The organism is Paraburkholderia sp. SIMBA_054 (assembly GCF_046534875.1).
Taxonomy (GTDB): Bacteria; Pseudomonadota; Gammaproteobacteria; order Burkholderiales; family Burkholderiaceae; genus Paraburkholderia; species Paraburkholderia hospita.
Map to the genome: position 1 here is coordinate 61,768 of NZ_JAWRXV010000048.1, position 16,495 is coordinate 78,262.

Below are 16,495 nucleotides of genomic sequence, written 5' to 3' on the forward strand. Positions count from 1 at the left end.
GCGCCGCGCGGAAGCGCGCCGCTCCGCTCAGGCCGATTCGTTGCTCGTGCTGGTGCTCGCGGCGTCGCTGTTGTCAACGTCGCTCGCGTGCGCATGACGCGTGGTGCCGCATACGCCGAAGCGTTCGAGCAACGCCGGAATGGCGTCAGCGGGCACGGGACGCGAGAACAGAAAACCCTGCGCCTCGATGTGCCCCAACGCCGCGAGCCACGCAATCTGTTCTTCCGTCTCCGTGCCTTCGACCACCACCGTCAGCCCCAGCGAGCGCGCCAGATTGACGATGGCCGTCACCATCACGCACACGCTGCGGTCGCCGGGAATGGCCTGCACGAACGAGCGGTCGACCTTCAGCGTATCGACCGAAAAGCGATTCAGATACGACAGCGACGAATAGCCGGTGCCGAAGTCGTCGAGCGCGATGCGCACGCCGAGCCGCTTCAATGCGAAGATCTTTTCGGAGACGAGATCGGGATACTCCATCATCGCCGTCTCGGTGATTTCGAGTTCGAGGCGGCGCGCGGAGATACCCGTTTCCTCGATCGCTTGCGAGATCGTCTCGAACAGATCGCCGCGCCAGAACTGTACGGCCGAAATGTTCACGGCGAGTGACAGCGTGTCGTAACCCTGTTGCTGCCATTGCGCGAGCTGCCGGCACGCAGTGCGGATCACGAAGTCGCCGATGGGCACAATCAGGCCCGTCGATTCGGCAACCGGAATGAATTCGTTTGCGGGAATCAGGCCGTGCTGCGGATGATTCCAGCGCACAAGCGCTTCGAAGCCCGTGATGCAGCGGCGCGCGAGATCGATCTTCGGCTGATAGGCAAGGAACAGTTGCTGGTCGGCGAGCGCGACGCGTAGCTGCTGTTCCCACTTCATCAGATGGTCCGCGCGATGCGACAGATGCGGCGAGTAGAACTGATAGCAGTTCTTGCCCGCGTCCTTCGCGCTGTACATCGCGAGGTCGGCTTTTTTCAGCAGGTCGATTTCGCTTTCGTTCGTAACCGAGTAGAGCGCGATGCCGATGCTCGCATGCAGTACGAACGAACTGCCGCGCACTTCGAACGGTTTCGCGAACACGTCAGCGATCGCTTCCGCGAGCGTCACCGAGCGTTTCTCGACATCTTCGCCTTTGATCACGACGACGAACTCGTCGCCGCCGATGCGCGACAACGCGCCCGCGTCGGCGACGGCATCCGCGAGACGCGCGGCTGTCATCTGCAGCACGATGTCGCCGGCGTTGTGGCCGAGCGTGTCGTTGACGGTCTTGAAGTTGTCGAGGTCGATGAAGAGAATCGCAAGATGCCCGAGGTTGGCCGGCTGCGCCACGTCGTGACGCAGGCTCTGCAACGTCGAATAGCGGTTGCGCAGGCCCGTGAGCAGATCGAACTCGACGAGATGCGTCATCTCGCGCTCGCGTCCCAGCAGCTTGCCGATCAGACCCGTGGCGACGGCGAAGAAGCCGAGCATCGCGAGCGAGATAAAGCTCGCCATCAGCAGATAGACGTTGCGCGTGTGGTTGTAGTCGGCGAATTCTTCGGCCTGCGACAGACCGACCAGCACGCCGAGCGGATAGCCGTCGATATGCCGGTACGACACGATGCGCGTGACGTTGTCGATCGAATCGATGTAGGTGCCCGACACATGCTCCGAAGTCGGATAGACGCCCGTCGCCGTGAACACGCCTTGCGTATGGTCGGCGTTGCCCGTGCGCCGTGCGAGCACCGCGCCGCTGTCGGAGATCACCGCGATTACGCCTTCACGTCCGATAGCCGCGTTGTTGTAGAAGTCGCTCGTGAAATAGCTCGGGTCTTCCGATACCACCACGACACCCGCGAACGAACCATCGGGGTGATTCAAACGGCGCGTCATCTGCAAGGTCCAATGGCCCGAGACGCGGCCGAGCACCGGCTTGCTGATGAACAGCTGGTCGTCGTTCTCGTGCTCGTGCACCTTGAAGTGCTCGCGGTCCGACAGGTCGATCGGTTTCGGATTGGGATCTGCCGTGTTCGCGATGAGCTTGCCGTGCTCATCGATCAGCGAAACCTGCACGAGTGTTTCGCTTTGCACGACGCCTTTTTCAACCGTACTGCCTAGATCGAAATGTCCCGGCGTTTTTTCGAATTCGAATTTGACAAAGCGCGTGATCTGATCGACCTGGTGAATCGCCTTCACCGTGTGCTGTTCGAGTGCCGCCGACAAGATCGCCGCCGAGGCCATCGCTTCGCGGTACGTCGTTTCCTTCTCAACCGACAGCCGCGCGAAGATAACGGTCCACAGCAGCACGAGCACCAGCACGCCGAGCGCGGGAATCGCGAGCAGCGCGCGTCGGCGGGTTCCCGCCGGATCGAGGCGATGCCTGACGTCGCGGGCGGAAGCGTGGCGGAACTGATTCATCGGCTGGACCGTGACCCTGTGCCTTGCGGCTGTGCTTGTGTTGCGGTGTTTGCGTTTCGGTTGACTGCGCGAATGGTAAAGCAACCGGCTGCTTTGACGATTGACACGCCGCATTCGCGACGTGGGAGCAGGGGCGTGGTGGCGAGCCAGACCACCCATTGGTCATCAGTTACGATTTGATATTACTGAATGGGCAATAATTAAGGAAGGGCTGGCGCATCGGGTATACGCTGTCCCTGGCGGGCATACGGGGCAACGTTTGCGCCAATCGCGTGCATTGCCCGAACAGGCGCATCAGGCGGGCGTTTGAAAGATTTTGTCGAAACCGCGGCAAGCATGATCGATTGCCGCAATGGTAGTTCGACAGCCATCATGGCAATGCGGCCATTCATGCAGTGTGCATGAATGGCCGCATTAGCGTTGGATTGGGGCATTTTATCTGTGCGCATCGAGTGGATTTTTAGAACATCCAGGTGACGCGCAAATGTCAATTCAGTCGCCGCTCATTCCCATTAATTACGCCTGCAGTTTCACGGCAGACGAAATGTGCCGTCGACAATCGTCACCGACGCGCCGCCTATCCAAATCTTGCCTGCTGCATCGTCGTAGCGGACATGGACGTCGCCGGCGCGGCCGAGCGCGGTGCCCTGGCGCACGGTGTACTGATTGCCGGGCCGCATGCTCTGCGTGGTCAGCAGCCCCGCGACCGCGGCGTTCGCGCTGCCCGTGACAGGGTCTTCCCCTACACCGAGGTTGCCGCCCAATAGCAGGCAGCGCAACTCGAAAGTTGCCGGGCCATTTGCATCATGGGGGCCGTAAGCCGCAAGGCCTAGCGCGCCTGCCGTTTGCGCGACACGCCGCAGCGCTGCTGCATCGGGATCGAGCGCAAGGCATGCGTCCGCCGATTTCATACGGACGATGAGCCATTTCGGACCATTGTCGACACCGCACGGCTGCGCCGTGTAATCGATTGCATCGCTGCGCAACGCGTCGGCGAGCGCCGCGTATTCGCTCTGCGCGAGCGGCGTCACGCGTGCGGGAGGTGCAGCGAATGCCCACACGTTGCGCGCGCTATCGTCTTCCGTCAGTTCGATCAGGCCCGCCGCGCATTGCTGGACGAGGCGGCCCGGCTGCTTCGGCTGATTGCCCGCTTCGCGCCAGGCGTGCGCGCTGCCGAGCGTCGGATGGCCGGCAAACGGCAACTCGCCTCCCGTCGTGAAGATGCGCACCCGGTAATCGGCCGACGGGTCGGTCGGCTTTAGCAGGAACGTCGTCTCCGACAGATTCGTCCAGCGCGCAATGGCCTGCATCTGTTCGGTGTCGAGCGTGTCCGCATCGAAAACCACCGCGAGCGGATTGCCTTTGAACGGCACCGACGTGAATACATCGACCTGTTTGAAACGGACGGTTTGCTCTTGCATCGTGTGTCCCTTTTCGGTGTTTGACCTGGGGTTTGTGCGCAGTGCGATGTTCGCGTGCCGTGTTGTGACGGCACAACGTCGACGCGCATGCGAGGTCGAACGTAGATAAAAAGCGCAGATAAGAAAACGCCGTCGATGACGCTTTCACATCATCGACGGCGCGTTAGCGTCGGAACGGATTCGTGACGAAAGCGCTCGCAACAACGAACGCCTCACGTGTGGTTCCGCGCCGCTTATTGCACCTCGGCAATCAGTTCGATCTCGACGCATGCGCCTAGCGGAATCTGCGCGACGCCGAATGCCGAACGCGCGTGCTTGCCGCGCTCGCCGAACACGTCGGCGATGAGTTCCGATGCGCCGTTCGTGACGATGTGCTGCTCGGTGAAATCGAGCGTCGAGTTCACGAGGCTCATCACCTTGACGATGCGCGTCACGCGGTTCAGGTCGCCGACATGCGTGTGCAATGTCGCGAGCAGATCGATCGCGACCGAACGTGCGGCCGTCTTGCCTTCTTCCGTGCTGACGTTGTCGCCGAGCTTGCCGGCCCACACCTTGCCGTCCTTCTTCGCGATGTGACCCGACAGGTACACCGTGTTGCCGCTTTGCGCGCTCATCACATACGCGGCAGCGGGCGCGCCCGCGACGGGCAACTCGATGCCCAGTTCCTTCAGCTTGTCATACACATTCGATTGAGCCATGACGTGTCCTCGTCGATGAATGGAAAGAATCGTGAAGCGTGCGCGCGACCAATGGCAATTCGATATTGGCCGCGCGCTCGCGCCGTGAGAGGCGCGCGATGGCGCATCTTACAGCGGGTGTTCAGACGCGCGCCCGGATGAGTTCCGCGAGACGCGCAACGCCTTCGTCGATTTTCGCGGGCGGCACGGTCACGAACGACAGGCGCAGCGTGTTGTGCTGTGGTTCGTTCGCGAAGAACGGACCGCCCGGCACGAACGCGACGTTTTGCGCGACGGCTTCTTCGAGCAGCTTCATCGAATTGATGTGCTTGGGCAGCGTCACCCAGATGAACATGCCGCCTTCCGGCCGGTTCCACGTCACGCCTTCGGGCATGTAGCGCTCGAGCGAGCCGAGCATCGCTTCGCACTGGTCGCGATACAGCGCGCGGATTTTCGGCACGTGCGTATCGAGGAAGCCGTCTTTCACGACTTCATGCACGATGCGCTGCGTGAAGCTCGGCGTGTGGAGATCCGTCGCCTGCTTGGCCTGCACGAGCTTGAAGTGCAGTTCCTCGGGCGCAATGATGTAGCCGATGCGCAGGCCCGGCGCCAGCACCTTCGAGAACGAGCCGAGATGCACGATGTGATCGGGCGACATCGACAGCATGGTCGGCAGCGGCTCGCCGCGATAGTCGAGCGCGCCGTACGGATCGTCTTCGATGACGGGGAAGGGCGCAGTTTTTGCAAACTCGGCGAGCGCGCGGCGGCGCTCGATGGGCAGGCGGCGCCCCGTCGGATTCTGGAAGTTCGGTTGCGCGTACAGCAGGCGCGCGCCCTTGGTCAGCTCGGGCGTGAGGCTTTCGGGGATCAGGCCGTTATCGTCCGTCGGCACCTGCACGTAGTGCGGCTCGTACATCGAGAACGATTGCAGTGCGCCGAGATAGGTCGGCGTTTCGACGAGCACCGGGCTTTCCGGGCAGACCAGCACCTTGCCGAGCAGATCGAGCGCCTGTTGCGAGCCCGTCGTGATCAGCACCTGCGAAGGACGGATCTGCGCGCCGTTCACCGAATAGCGTTGCGCAACCCATTCGCGCAGCGGCAGATAGCCTTCCGTCGCGCTGTACTGGAGCGCAGCGGCGGGCGAATCGCGCAGGATGCGGTCGGAGGCCACGCGCATTTCTTCCGCGGGGAAGGTGGCCGGCGACGGCAGACCGCCCGCGAACGAAATGACCTCGGGCCGCTCGGTGACCTTCAGGATTTCGCGAATCGCCGAGCTGGTCAGCTTGCGAGCGCGTTCGGACAATTGCCAGGTCGGGGCATTGAGGTCGCTTTGATTCATGGTCTCCTCGTCGTTGTAGCAGGAACAGGTGGTCGGTCAAAAGAAGGATTATCGCGCGAACTCGTCAGGCGGCGCGAACCGGCCGCACAGCCGTATGCACGGCGGCCTTGCGGCCCAGCATCACGGTGGCGATCACGGCTGCCGCGAAAATCCACGTGATGGGCGCGACGTTCTCGCCGAAAAAGAGCGCGGAGAACGCCATCGTGAAGAAGATCTGCAGCAGTTGCACCTGGCCGACGCGCGCCGTCCCGCCCATGGCGAGCCCCGCGTACCACGCGAAAAAGCCGATGAACTGCGAGAACACCGTGACATAGCCGAACGCGAGCCACGTTTTCAGCGCGACGGGGCCGGGATGCGTGACGTGCTGTTCCCAGCCGAGCCACGCGACGGGAACGAGCAGGAACGGCGCGGACACGACGAGCGCCCAGCAGATCACCTGCCAGCCGCCGATCTGCCGCGCGAGCCGTGCGCCTTCCGCATAGCCGAGCGCGCCGATGCCGACGGCGACCAGCATCAGCAGGTCACCCGACTGAAGTGCGCCGCCGCCCGCCTGCAAGGCAAACGCGATGACGATCGCGCTGCCCACGATGGCGCTCGTCCAGAACGCCTTCGACGGACGCTCATGTGACAGCCAGGCCGCATAAATGGCGACGCACAGCGGCTGCAAGCCATTGACAACCGCGCCGTGCGAAGCCGGTACGGTCTTCATCGCCCACGCGGAAAACACCGGAAACGCGACGATCACGCCCAGCGACACGACGGCAAGGTTTTTCAGTTGCGGCCACGTCGGCAGCTTTTCGCGGCGGACTGCGAGCAGCACGGCGGCGGGAACGGCAGCGGCGAGCGCGCGGCCCAGGCCGTTCAGCAGCGGGCTGAATTCGGCGACGACGATGCGGGTCATCGGCAGCGTAAGACTGAAAATCACCACGCCAATCAGGCCGAGCAGCATGCCCTGGGTTTCACGCTTCATTGCTTCTGTCTCTCTATGTTTGGGGTTATTTGAGCGTACGCAGTCCGCCCGGGGTTTCGATTTCAGCTGCCAACGTGGGCGCACCGTCCGTGCTTTCCAGCGCGATCAGATGAGCCGCGCCGAGCCATTGCAACTGCTGCGCGACGACATCGGCCTGCGGATGCCAGCCCTTCAGCGCCTTCAACGCAAGACCGGTTTCCGGCAGCAAGTCCGACGGATGGCGCGGTGTGTCCCACTGGATCAGCGACGGCACGACACCGTCGCCCACGCCTTGCCATGACGGGAATGCGCCGTCGTCGGCGACCGTCAGGCTCCACGTGAAATCGCCACGCGTCATCGGCACGACGGTCGAAATGCGCTCGGGATACTGCTGTTGCCACAGGGCCAGATTCTTCGGCCGCTCGACGCGCGCAACCCAGTGCGACAGATACGGACCTTTCGCGAGGCGCGCGTGCACGGCGGGATCGTCGAGCGCGAAGAGTCGCGCACGGGCGTCCGCGGATTGCGCCGCGTCGGGATCGATTGCGATCACTTCCAGATACGCGCCGCCCCACAGGTTGAGCAGCCGGTTGTGCGTGCGCATCGACGGATGCGCGCCGCCGCCCGACGGCGCGATGCCGAGCGTGTCGGCGACGTATTGCGTGCCTTCGTCGAGGGTGCGGGCGGAAACCACGAGGTGATCGATGCGTAGCGTTTGTGCGGTCATGGCTGCAAGTGGACGGTCGTTCTGCTGAAGGCCGCTGCGGCAGGCAACTGTCTGTTCGCGTGCCGGCGACCAGGCTAATCCGTAAGAATACCGTTCGGCTTGCAGCCGGACCATGCGCAGTGCGGCACGGCCGGTATCAGCGGGCTTTGCGCCGCGTCGGATGGAGCGCGCAAATGGGGCTGAAACGGGTAAAACCGGGTAAAAAACGGGTCGGAAATCAGTCGCAAGAGGCTGAGCGTCGATTCAAATGTACCGACAGTGACCGGCACAGTAACGGTACAATCGCCTCGATACTATTCGGTACAGTTGTCCGCGCGTCTGATGGACTTCTGTCCTCGCAACGGGTAGGGCCCGCTGCGCGCCGTTCCCGACGTTGCCCTTGCAGCACCCAGCTGGAGTTCGCCATGTCCGTCCCGCTCGACCTGATTCCCGCTCCTCACGACGCTTCGGCGCTGACGCTCGTCGATCAGCTCGTCCAGTGGGCGCGCCGTCGCATCGAGGAGCGCGTGTTCCGTCCCGGCATGCGCATGCCGTCGATCCGCAAGCTCGCGCTCGATAAAGGCGTGTCGCGTTTCACGGTCGTCGAGGCGTACGAGCGGCTAGTCGCGCAGGGCTATCTGGATTCGCGGCGCGGGTCGGGCTTTTATGTGCGCGAGCGGCTGGCGTCCGGCCCGCTGCCCGTCGAGCGCCGCGCCGCCGCGCCCGACGCGGCGCCCGCGCCGAGCACGATCGACGTCGTCTGGCTGTTGCGCAACATGCTGCACACGTCGACGCGTCCCGAGCGCGGCCCCGGCCTCGGTTATCTGCCAGCGCGCTGGCTCGACGGCGAGCTGATCACGGGCGCGCTGCGCACGCTCGGCCGGCAGAGCGGCGCGCAGATGCTCGGCTTCGGCACGCCGCAAGGCTTCCTGCCGCTGCGCCAGCAGTTGCAGACGCGGCTCGAGGAGCTGGAGATCGGCGCGTCGCCGGAGCAGATCGTGCTCGTGTCGGGTATCACGCAGGCCATAGACCTGATCGCGCGGCTCTACGTGCAGCCGGGCGACTCCGTGATCGTCGGCGATCCGGCGTGGTTCCAGATGTTCGGGCGCTTTGCGTCGCAGGGCGCGCGCCTGGTCGGCATGCCATACACGCCGGACGGCCCCGATCTCGACGCGCTAGAGACGCTCGTGCAGACCTGGCGGCCGAAAATGCTCGTCCTCAACTCCGTGCTGCAAAACCCGACGGGCACGTCGCTGACGGCGGCGCAGGCGTTTCGCATCCTGCGGCTCGCGGAGGAGTACGACTTCATCGTCGTCGAAGACGATATCTACGGCGATCTGTGTCCACCGGGCTTTCCCGCGACGCGGCTCGCGAGCCTCGACCAGTTGAAGCGGGTGATCTATCTCGGCAGCTTCTCGAAGACGCTGGCGGCGAATCTGCGGGTCGGTTTCATCGCTTCGTCGCTGGACGTCGCGAAGGCCGTCACCGACCAGAAGATGCTGGTCGGCATGACGACACCCGAACTGAACGAGCGCGTGCTCTACAGGATTCTGACGGAAGGGCACTACCGGCGGCACGTCGAGCGGCTGCGCGCGCGGCTCGACAGCGTGCGCGACAAATCCGTGCGGATGCTCGAAAAGACGGGCTTGCGCATGTTCCAGACGCCCGCGGCGGGCATGTTCGTGTGGGCCGATACGGGCGTCGACGCCGACGCGCTGGCGGCCGCCGGCCACGAGGAAGGCTTTTTGCTGACACCGGGAAGCCTGTTCTCGCCGCACCAGTCGCCGACTACCTGGATGCGCTTCAACGTCGCGAACTGTGGCGACCCGGCGCTGCCCGCGTTCCTGTGCCGTTATCTGGACGGCGTCGCGCGGCGGGCTTCTTGAGGGCCACATGAGGGCGCACGAAGCCTCTTGAATTGGCGGCGCACGCCCCCATCTGACCCGGCAACGTCTGAAAGCGCGCTGCGCTTCCAGACATATTCAGCTCCGAATCCACGAATCAACCTGCAATAGAAGAGGAAAACTGACCATGGCACAAGAAACCATGAGCTTTCAGGCAGAAGTGAAACAGCTTCTGCACCTGATGATCCATTCGCTGTACAGCAACAAGGAAATCTTCCTGCGCGAACTGATCTCGAACGCGTCGGACGCGGCGGACAAGCTGCGTTTCGAAGCGATCGAAAACAACGCGCTGTATGAGAACGATCCGAACCTGCGCATCCGCGTGTCGGTCGACAAGGCCGCGCGCACTATCAGCATCGACGACAACGGCATCGGCATGAGCCGCGACGAAGCGGTCGCGAACCTCGGCACGATCGCGCGCTCGGGCACCAAGGAATTCTTCGGCAAGCTGTCGGGCGACCAGCAGAAAGACGCGGCGCTGATCGGCCAGTTCGGTGTCGGGTTCTATTCGGGCTTCATTGTCGCGGACAAGATCACGGTGGAAACGCGCCGCGCCGGTCTGCCGGCGTCGGAAGGTGTGCGCTGGACGAGCGCGGGCGAGGGCGATTTCTCGGTCGACACGATCGAGCGCGCGCCACGCGGCACGACGATCACGCTGCATCTGCGCGCCGACGAAGACGAGCTGCTGTCTTCGCACAAGCTCAAGTCGATCATCCAGAAGTACTCGGATCACGTCGCGCTGCCTATCCTGATGCAGAAGGAAGAGTGGGACGCCGAGAAGGGCGAGATGGTCACGAAGGACGAAGACGAGACCGTCAACCAGGCGAGCGCGCTGTGGACGCGCGCGAAGAGCGACATCACCGAAGAGCAGTACAAGCAGTTCTACCAGCACCTGTCGCACGATCATCAAGACCCGCTGACGTGGACGCATAACCGCGTCGAAGGTCGCAGCGAGTACACGCAGCTGCTGTATGTGCCGGCACACGCGCCGTTCGACATGTGGAATCGCGATCATCGCGGCGGCCTGAAGCTGTACGTGAAGCGCGTGTTCATCATGGACGACGCCGAGCAATTGCTGCCCGCGTATCTGCGTTTCGTGAAGGGCGTGGTCGATTCGGCCGATCTGCCGCTGAATGTGTCGCGCGAACTGCTGCAGGAAAGCCGCGACGTGAAGGCGATCCGCGAAGGCGTGACCAAGCGCGCGCTGTCGATGCTCGAAGAACTGGCGAACTCGGAAGAAGCCGCCGAAAAGGACAAGTACGCGACGTTCTGGAAGGAGTTTGGCCAGGTGCTGAAGGAAGGCATCGGCGAGGACTTCTCGAACAAGGAGCGTGTTGCGAAGCTCGCACGTTTCGCGTCGACGCATAACGACTCGTCCGAGCAGACGGTGCCGCTGGCGGATTACGTCGCGCGCATGAAGCCCGAGCAGTCGAAGATCTACTACGTGACGGCTGATACGTATCAGGCCGCGAAGAACAGCCCGCACCTCGAAGTGTTCCGCAAGAAGGGCGTCGAAGTGCTGCTGCTGACGGATCGCGTCGACGAATGGATGCTGTCGTTCCTCAACGAGTTCGACGGCAAGCCGCTGCAAAGCGTCGCGCGTGGCGACCTCGATCTGGGCCATCTGAACGACGAAGAAAAGCAGGCGCAGGAAAAGGTCGGCGAAGAACTGAAGCCGCTCGTCGAGCGCATGAAGGAAGCGCTCAAGGACAAGGCGAAGGACGTGCGTCTGACGTTCCGCCTGACGGATTCGCCGTCTTGCCTCGTGGCTGATGAGGGCGATATGAGCGGCTATCTGCAGCGCATGCTGAAGGCGGCTGGGCAGAATGCGCCGGCGTTTCATCCGATTCTCGAGGTGAATCCGGAGCACGCCCTGGTCAAGAATCTGAGCACCGATAACGCGAATTTCGATGACTGGTGTCATCTGTTGTTCGATCAGGCGCTGCTGGCGGAAGGCGGTTCGCTCGAAGATCCGGCGAGTTTTGTGAAGCGGACGAATGCGTTGTTGTTGGCGCGCTAATAGACGTGGCCGGCTGACCGGCTTTCGACGATAAAAATGCGCTGCTTCGGCAGCGCATTTTTTTGCCTGCGGTTTCTCGCCCGACGAGGTCAGCGCTCCATCGAAGCGCGCTCATGCTGACGCACCTGAGCGAGCACCGAGCCCGCCAGTTCCTTTGCTTCGGCGGATGCATGCCGATCGGCGAGCACTTGCGCGGCAACCTTGCCGATCCGGGCGCTCGTATGTTTGCTCGTGTGATGTTGTGCGAGCGCGGAACCCGCGAGTTCCTTTTCTATCTCCGATACGCGCTCTCGTTTCAACACGAGAGCGGCGAGATGGGCAATGCGATCCGATGTGGCTTTGTCGTGAGCGGTCATACGAACCTCCGTGGTGAAAGTGGGTTGACTGAGCGATTGCCATCGACGGGATGGATCGACTCGCCCTTATCTTCAACGGCGGCTTTTCGCATTGGTAGCAGACCGTTCTGAACTGCATACCGGATTAGTCTGCGCGTGAGTAGGGAGATTTCTAGCTGAAAGGAGCGGATGCGCCGCGCATCCTATAATGCGGCCCATGCCTATCCGCTTCGATGCTGCCGACGCGCATTGGCGCGTCGCGTCCCTTCCAGTTTTCTCGCCTGATCAAAAAGACTGGCTCACACGCGGCGGTTCGCTGACGGCGCACTTGCGCACGCTCGGCGCCGTCACGGTGCGCGTGACGCGCGAGGCCGTCGATTTACCCTTCGACGACGAATACACCGCGCTCGCCATCGCGCCGCGCACACCCGTGTGGGTGCGTGAGGTGGTGCTATCGGTCGATGGAAAGCCGTTCGTCGCCGCGCACAGCATCGTGCCGCTCGCGGCGAGCACGGGCGTGTGGCAGGCGATGCGCCGTTTGCGCACGCGGCCGCTTGCGGAGCTGTTGTATAGCGATAGCAGTGTGTCGCGTTCGTCGCTGGTCAGCCGACGCTTGACGGCGCGGCATCCGCTGCATCGTCTTGCTTTGCGGGAAATGGGTGACGCACGTATCCATGCGTTGCTCGCGCGACGTTCCGTATTCGAGCGTTACGGCGAGCCGTTGATGGTCACGGAAGTCATGCTGCCCGCGCTGTGGACGCGTCTCGCGATGCGCGATCACAAGCACGCGGCGGCGCAGCCGGTGCCGCGCGATCATGGGCAGGCGCTCGACCACACGGCATCGCGTGCTGATGTCAACGCAAAGCGCGCCGGCAAACAGGGCGAGGTGCGCTGATGCTGCGCGGCTTTCCACCCGTCGTCGCCGAGAGCACGCACACGCTGATACTCGGGAGCTTTCCCGGCGAGGCGTCGCTCGCGGTGACGCAGTATTACGCTCATCCGCGCAACCAGTTCTGGCGTTTGCTCGGCGCGGTGATCGGCGAACCGCTGCACGATCTCGATTACCCAACGCGGCTCGAGCGCGTGTTGAAGCATGGCATCGGCGTGTGGGACGTGCTGGCCGCGTGCACGCGCGAAGGCAGTCTCGATGTGGCGATCCGCAACGCGACGCCAAACGACTTTGCATCGTTCCGCGAGTACGCGCCGAAGCTCAAGAAGATCTGCTTCAATGGCAAGACGGCGGGGCGCTTTGCACCTGTGATCGCTGAGGCGGGCTACGAGACGCTGGTGCTGCCGTCCTCCAGCCCCGCCAATGCTATGCTCTCGTTCGACCAAAAATTGCGCCTGTGGCGCGAGATCCTCACATGACGAAACTGATCAAGCGTGCTTCGGCCGAGGCGCGTGCTTTCCGCAACAATCAATCCGCTGCGCCTAAGCAACGCATTTCGCGCGCAAAAACCCGCGCGTCGCGCGACGAAGACGACTTCAGCGACGTCGCGAAAGCGTCGATGATCGAAGCCCCGCGCAAGCCGCGCTTCGCACCCGTCACGTTCTCGGAAGAAGGTGGCGTGCGCTACCTGCACTTCGGCACGGAATGGGTGCAGGGCGCGATGCGTCTGTCGAAGCCAGATCACATCGAACTCGAATACGCGCAGCAGATGATGGCATGGCTGCTGTTCCTCGAAACGCCGAAGCGCATCGTGCAGCTCGGCCTCGGCACCGGCTCGCTGACAAAGTTCGCGCATCGCTACCTGAAGCGCGCACAGGTCGAAGCCGTCGAATTGAATCCCGCGGTCGTGATCGCAGCGCGCACGATGTTCAGCCTGCCCGCGGACGACGCGCGCCTCACCGTGCGCGAAACCGACGCATGGGAATTCGTCAACGACCGCGCGAACCACGACACGGTCGGCGCATTGCAGATCGATCTGTACGACGCGACGGCGCGCGGCCCGGTGCTCGACAGCGTCGCCTTCTATCGCGCCGCGCGGGCGTGTCTGACGCAAGCGGGCGTCGTCAGCGTCAACCTGTTCGGCGATCATCCGAGCTTCGTGCGCAACATGAAGCGCCTGAACGAAGCGTTCGATGGACGCGTGATTGCGCTGCCCGAAGTGCACGATGGCAACCGCATCGCGATCGCATTCTCAGGCCCGGCAATCGACGTGCCGTTCGCGCAGTTGCAGGAGCGCGCGAAGCTGATCGAGGCAAAGCTCGCATTGCCCGCACGCAAGTGGGTCAAGGGCCTGCAGGAATCGACGGGCCAGAACGACACGTTCGCGATCTGACGCGCGTCGCATCGCGATCTGACAATCCCCGCGCTGGTGCAACGCCAGCGCGCTCGCGCAACCGCCGTGCCTCGGCCGGCACGGCGGCCTCGACATTCATTCAGCCGGCATCGCGCCGCGCGTCTTAACGAAGCAGCGGAGATGTCTGCTTTCGTATCCGATCTCACACTCTGCGACGTTTCGTGTATTGACAACACCGTTGCGTTTAGGGTCACCCCTGCTTGACCGGTCGTTCGCCACTCCGATACTCTTTCGGGGCTTTCGGGGCGCCCAGTCTGTTATCCGCAGCCGGGTCCATCTGCCCGCCAGACGCGGGACACAATTCAATAAAAGGTAAGAGGAGACGTCATGGCTCACGACGCCGACGCCAACAAGGCCAGCAAGCACTGGCTGTGGTTGTTGCTGTTACCCTGGATCGCGATGATCTGGGTGCCGTCCTACAACAAGATCGAACCCGTGCTGTTCGACTTCCCGTTCTTCTACTGGTATCAGCTCCTGTGGGTGCTGATCAGCGCGGTGATTACGGCCGTCGTGTACTTCAAGACCAAAGCCCGCTCGAAGGGAGGTGCACGATGAACGCCACCGCAACCTTCGTCTTCGTTCTGTTCTTCATCGGCGTCACGATCCTTGGCTTCATCGCCGCGCACTGGCGTAAAGGCGATCTCGCGCATCTGGAAGAGTGGGGCCTCGGCGGCCGGCGCTTCGGCACGGTCGTCACGTGGTTCCTGCTGGGTGGCGACCTGTACACCGCCTACACGTTCATCGCCGTCCCCGCACTCGTGTTCGGCGCAGGCGCAACGGGCTTCTTCGCGCTGCCTTATACGATCCTGATCTATCCGTTCGCGTTCGTCGTGTTCCCGAAGCTGTGGAGCATCTCGAAGCGTCAGGGCTACGTGACGTCCGCCGACTTCGTCAGCGCGCGTTATGGCAGCCGCATGCTCGCGCTTGCCGTCGCCGTGACGGGCATCGTCGCGACGATGCCGTACATCGCGCTGCAGCTGGTCGGCATCGAAGTGGTGATCGGTGCGCTCGGCTTCGATACGAAGGGCTTCGTCGGCGATCTGCCGCTGATCATCGCCTTCGCGATCCTCGCCGCTTACACGTACACGTCGGGTCTGCGCGCGCCGGCCATGATCGCCGTCGTCAAGGACGTGCTGATCTACATCACGATCGCTGCGGCGATCATCGTGATTCCGCCGCAACTGGGCGGCTTCGGGCATATCTTCAGCGCGGTGCCGCCTGCCAAGCTGCTGCTGAAGGCGCCGGACGTGTCGAGCCTGAACGGCTATAGCGCATACGCGACATTGGCGATGGGATCGGCGCTCGCGCTGTTCCTGTACCCGCACTCGATCACGGCCGTTCTGTCGTCGTCGTCGGGCAACACGATCCGCCGCAACATGGCGATGCTGCCCGCGTACTCGCTGGTGCTCGGTCTGCTCGCGCTGCTCGGTTTCATGGCGCTCGCAGCGGGCGTGAAGGACATGCCGGAGTTCGCGCCGTACTTCAAGGCGTTCGGCCCGAACTTCGCGGTGCCCGCGCTGTTCCTGCACTTCTTCCCGTCGTGGTTCGTCGGCGTCGCGTTCGCGGCGATCGGCATCGGCGCGCTGGTGCCGGCCGCGATCATGTCGATTGCAGCCGCGAACCTGTACACGCGCAACATCCACAAGGAGTTCGTGAACCGCAACATGTCGCACGAGCAGGAGACCAACATTGCCAAGCTCGTGTCGCTGATCGTGAAGGTCGGCGCCGTCGCGTTCATTCTCGGTCTGCCGCTGACGTATGCGATCCAGCTGCAACTGCTCGGCGGCATCTGGATCATCCAGACGCTGCCCGCTATCGTGCTCGGTCTCTACACGCGCGTGCTCGACTATCGCGGCCTGTTGCTCGGCTGGGCGGTGGGTATCGCCGTCGGCACGTGGATGGCGATTTCGCTGAAGCTCGCCGGCTCGATCTACACGATCCATATCGGCGGCCTCGCGATTCCGGGTTATGCGGCTGTGTGGTCGTTGATCGTCAACCTCGTGGTGTCGGTCGTCGCCAGCCTCGTGGTGCGCGCAGTCGGCATGAAGCACGCCGAAGACCGCACGCGTCCGGAAGATTATCTGGACGTGCACGAAGCCTGATCTCGTATCGGCTGATTGCCTGACAGGAAAGCCCGCAGCGAATGCTGCGGGCTTTTTTTCGTGCGCCCGGCAGGGCGCACTCACTCGGAGGTGAAAGTCCTCTACACACCCGGCAAGGGGAAGTGTTAGCCAGAGGCAAGGGTTTCGCGGGCGACTGCGAGTCTGAAGGAAGTCCGAGGCAAAGCGCTGGCCTGACGAACAGGAAGCGGATATGAGGCGACGCGTTGGGGCGAGGCAGCGAAAAAGGCCAAATCCAATACTTGCACGGTGAGCGTGAGCACGTAAATCGATGGGGCAATGAGCAACATAAATGATGTTCGAGGGACGAAGTAAAACGGGAGCGAT

14 protein-coding genes and 1 pseudogene are annotated in these 16,495 nt (G+C 63.0%); 7 read left to right on the forward strand and 8 right to left on the reverse strand.

Annotation, left to right across the window (positions count from 1 at the left end; all coding sequences use genetic code 11):
* Nucleotides 1-27: 27 nt before the first annotated feature.
* The 6 genes from SB822_RS39835 to SB822_RS39860 all read right to left on the reverse strand — a co-directional run bounded on the left by SB822_RS39835 (nucleotide 28) and on the right by SB822_RS39860 (nucleotide 7,507).
* Nucleotides 28-2,394, reverse strand: a complete 2,367-nt coding sequence (locus SB822_RS39835; protein ID WP_007587892.1) for an EAL domain-containing protein — start codon at nucleotides 2,392-2,394, stop codon at nucleotides 28-30.
* A 530-nt stretch (nucleotides 2,395-2,924) separates the two neighbouring features.
* On the reverse strand, nucleotides 2,925-3,815 hold the full coding sequence (locus SB822_RS39840; protein WP_079499115.1) for a PhzF family phenazine biosynthesis protein: 891 nt from the start codon (nucleotides 3,813-3,815) through the stop codon (nucleotides 2,925-2,927).
* Nucleotides 3,816-4,048: 233 nt separating this feature from the next.
* On the reverse strand, nucleotides 4,049-4,513 hold the full coding sequence (locus tag SB822_RS39845) for a RidA family protein (protein WP_007587888.1): 465 nt from the start codon (nucleotides 4,511-4,513) through the stop codon (nucleotides 4,049-4,051).
* A gap of 121 nt (nucleotides 4,514-4,634) precedes the next feature.
* Nucleotides 4,635-5,831, reverse strand: coding sequence for a PLP-dependent aminotransferase family protein (locus SB822_RS39850; protein WP_079499116.1), 1,197 nt, complete (start codon nucleotides 5,829-5,831; stop codon nucleotides 4,635-4,637).
* Between the two features lie 64 nt (nucleotides 5,832-5,895).
* On the reverse strand, nucleotides 5,896-6,801 hold the full coding sequence (locus SB822_RS39855) for a DMT family transporter (RefSeq protein WP_114221083.1): 906 nt from the start codon (nucleotides 6,799-6,801) through the stop codon (nucleotides 5,896-5,898).
* A gap of 25 nt (nucleotides 6,802-6,826) precedes the next feature.
* Entirely contained in the window at nucleotides 6,827-7,507 is a 681-nt protein-coding gene (locus SB822_RS39860; protein WP_007730914.1) for a VOC family protein, read from the reverse strand.
* 404 nt (nucleotides 7,508-7,911) lie between these two features.
* Here SB822_RS39860 and SB822_RS39865 point away from each other — a divergent pair, with 404 nt between their 5' ends.
* On the forward strand, nucleotides 7,912-9,372 hold the full coding sequence (locus SB822_RS39865; protein ID WP_410857221.1) for a PLP-dependent aminotransferase family protein: 1,461 nt from the start codon (nucleotides 7,912-7,914) through the stop codon (nucleotides 9,370-9,372).
* 145 nt (nucleotides 9,373-9,517) lie between these two features.
* Nucleotides 9,518-11,410, forward strand: coding sequence for a molecular chaperone HtpG (gene htpG / locus SB822_RS39870; protein WP_007730918.1), 1,893 nt, complete (start codon nucleotides 9,518-9,520; stop codon nucleotides 11,408-11,410).
* Between the two features lie 89 nt (nucleotides 11,411-11,499).
* On the opposite strand, the gene SB822_RS39875 is transcribed toward htpG, so the two are convergent.
* Complete coding sequence (locus SB822_RS39875; RefSeq protein WP_410857222.1) at nucleotides 11,500-11,766, reverse strand: hypothetical protein; 267 nt, start codon at nucleotides 11,764-11,766, stop codon at nucleotides 11,500-11,502.
* A gap of 196 nt (nucleotides 11,767-11,962) precedes the next feature.
* Between SB822_RS39875 and SB822_RS39880 the strand changes: the two genes are divergently transcribed.
* The 5 genes from SB822_RS39880 (at nucleotide 11,963) to mctP (ending at nucleotide 16,150) form a co-directional block, all read left to right on the forward strand.
* The gene (locus SB822_RS39880) at nucleotides 11,963-12,640 is read left to right on the forward strand and encodes a chorismate--pyruvate lyase family protein (RefSeq protein WP_410857223.1); all 678 of its coding nucleotides are present in this window, start codon (nucleotides 11,963-11,965) and stop codon (nucleotides 12,638-12,640) included.
* Nucleotides 12,640-13,113, forward strand: coding sequence for a DNA-deoxyinosine glycosylase (locus SB822_RS39885; protein ID WP_086918225.1), 474 nt, complete (start codon nucleotides 12,640-12,642; stop codon nucleotides 13,111-13,113). Before SB822_RS39880 ends, SB822_RS39885 begins: the two co-directional genes overlap by 1 nt.
* Nucleotides 13,110-14,027 (forward strand): spermidine synthase, encoded by a 918-nt coding sequence (locus SB822_RS39890; RefSeq protein ID WP_007730926.1) that lies wholly within the window; start codon nucleotides 13,110-13,112, stop codon nucleotides 14,025-14,027. Before SB822_RS39885 ends, SB822_RS39890 begins: the two co-directional genes overlap by 4 nt.
* Nucleotides 14,028-14,375: 348 nt before the next feature.
* Complete coding sequence (locus SB822_RS39895; RefSeq protein WP_007583374.1) at nucleotides 14,376-14,603, forward strand: DUF3311 domain-containing protein; 228 nt, start codon at nucleotides 14,376-14,378, stop codon at nucleotides 14,601-14,603.
* Nucleotides 14,600-16,150, forward strand: coding sequence for a monocarboxylate uptake permease MctP (gene mctP / locus SB822_RS39900; RefSeq protein ID WP_007730929.1), 1,551 nt, complete (start codon nucleotides 14,600-14,602; stop codon nucleotides 16,148-16,150). The genes SB822_RS39895 and mctP overlap by 4 nt, the downstream gene beginning before the upstream one ends.
* A gap of 125 nt (nucleotides 16,151-16,275) precedes the next feature.
* Here the strand turns inward: mctP and SB822_RS39905 are convergent.
* Nucleotides 16,276-16,495 (reverse strand): annotated as a pseudogene (locus SB822_RS39905) (hypothetical protein); the annotation flags it as partial.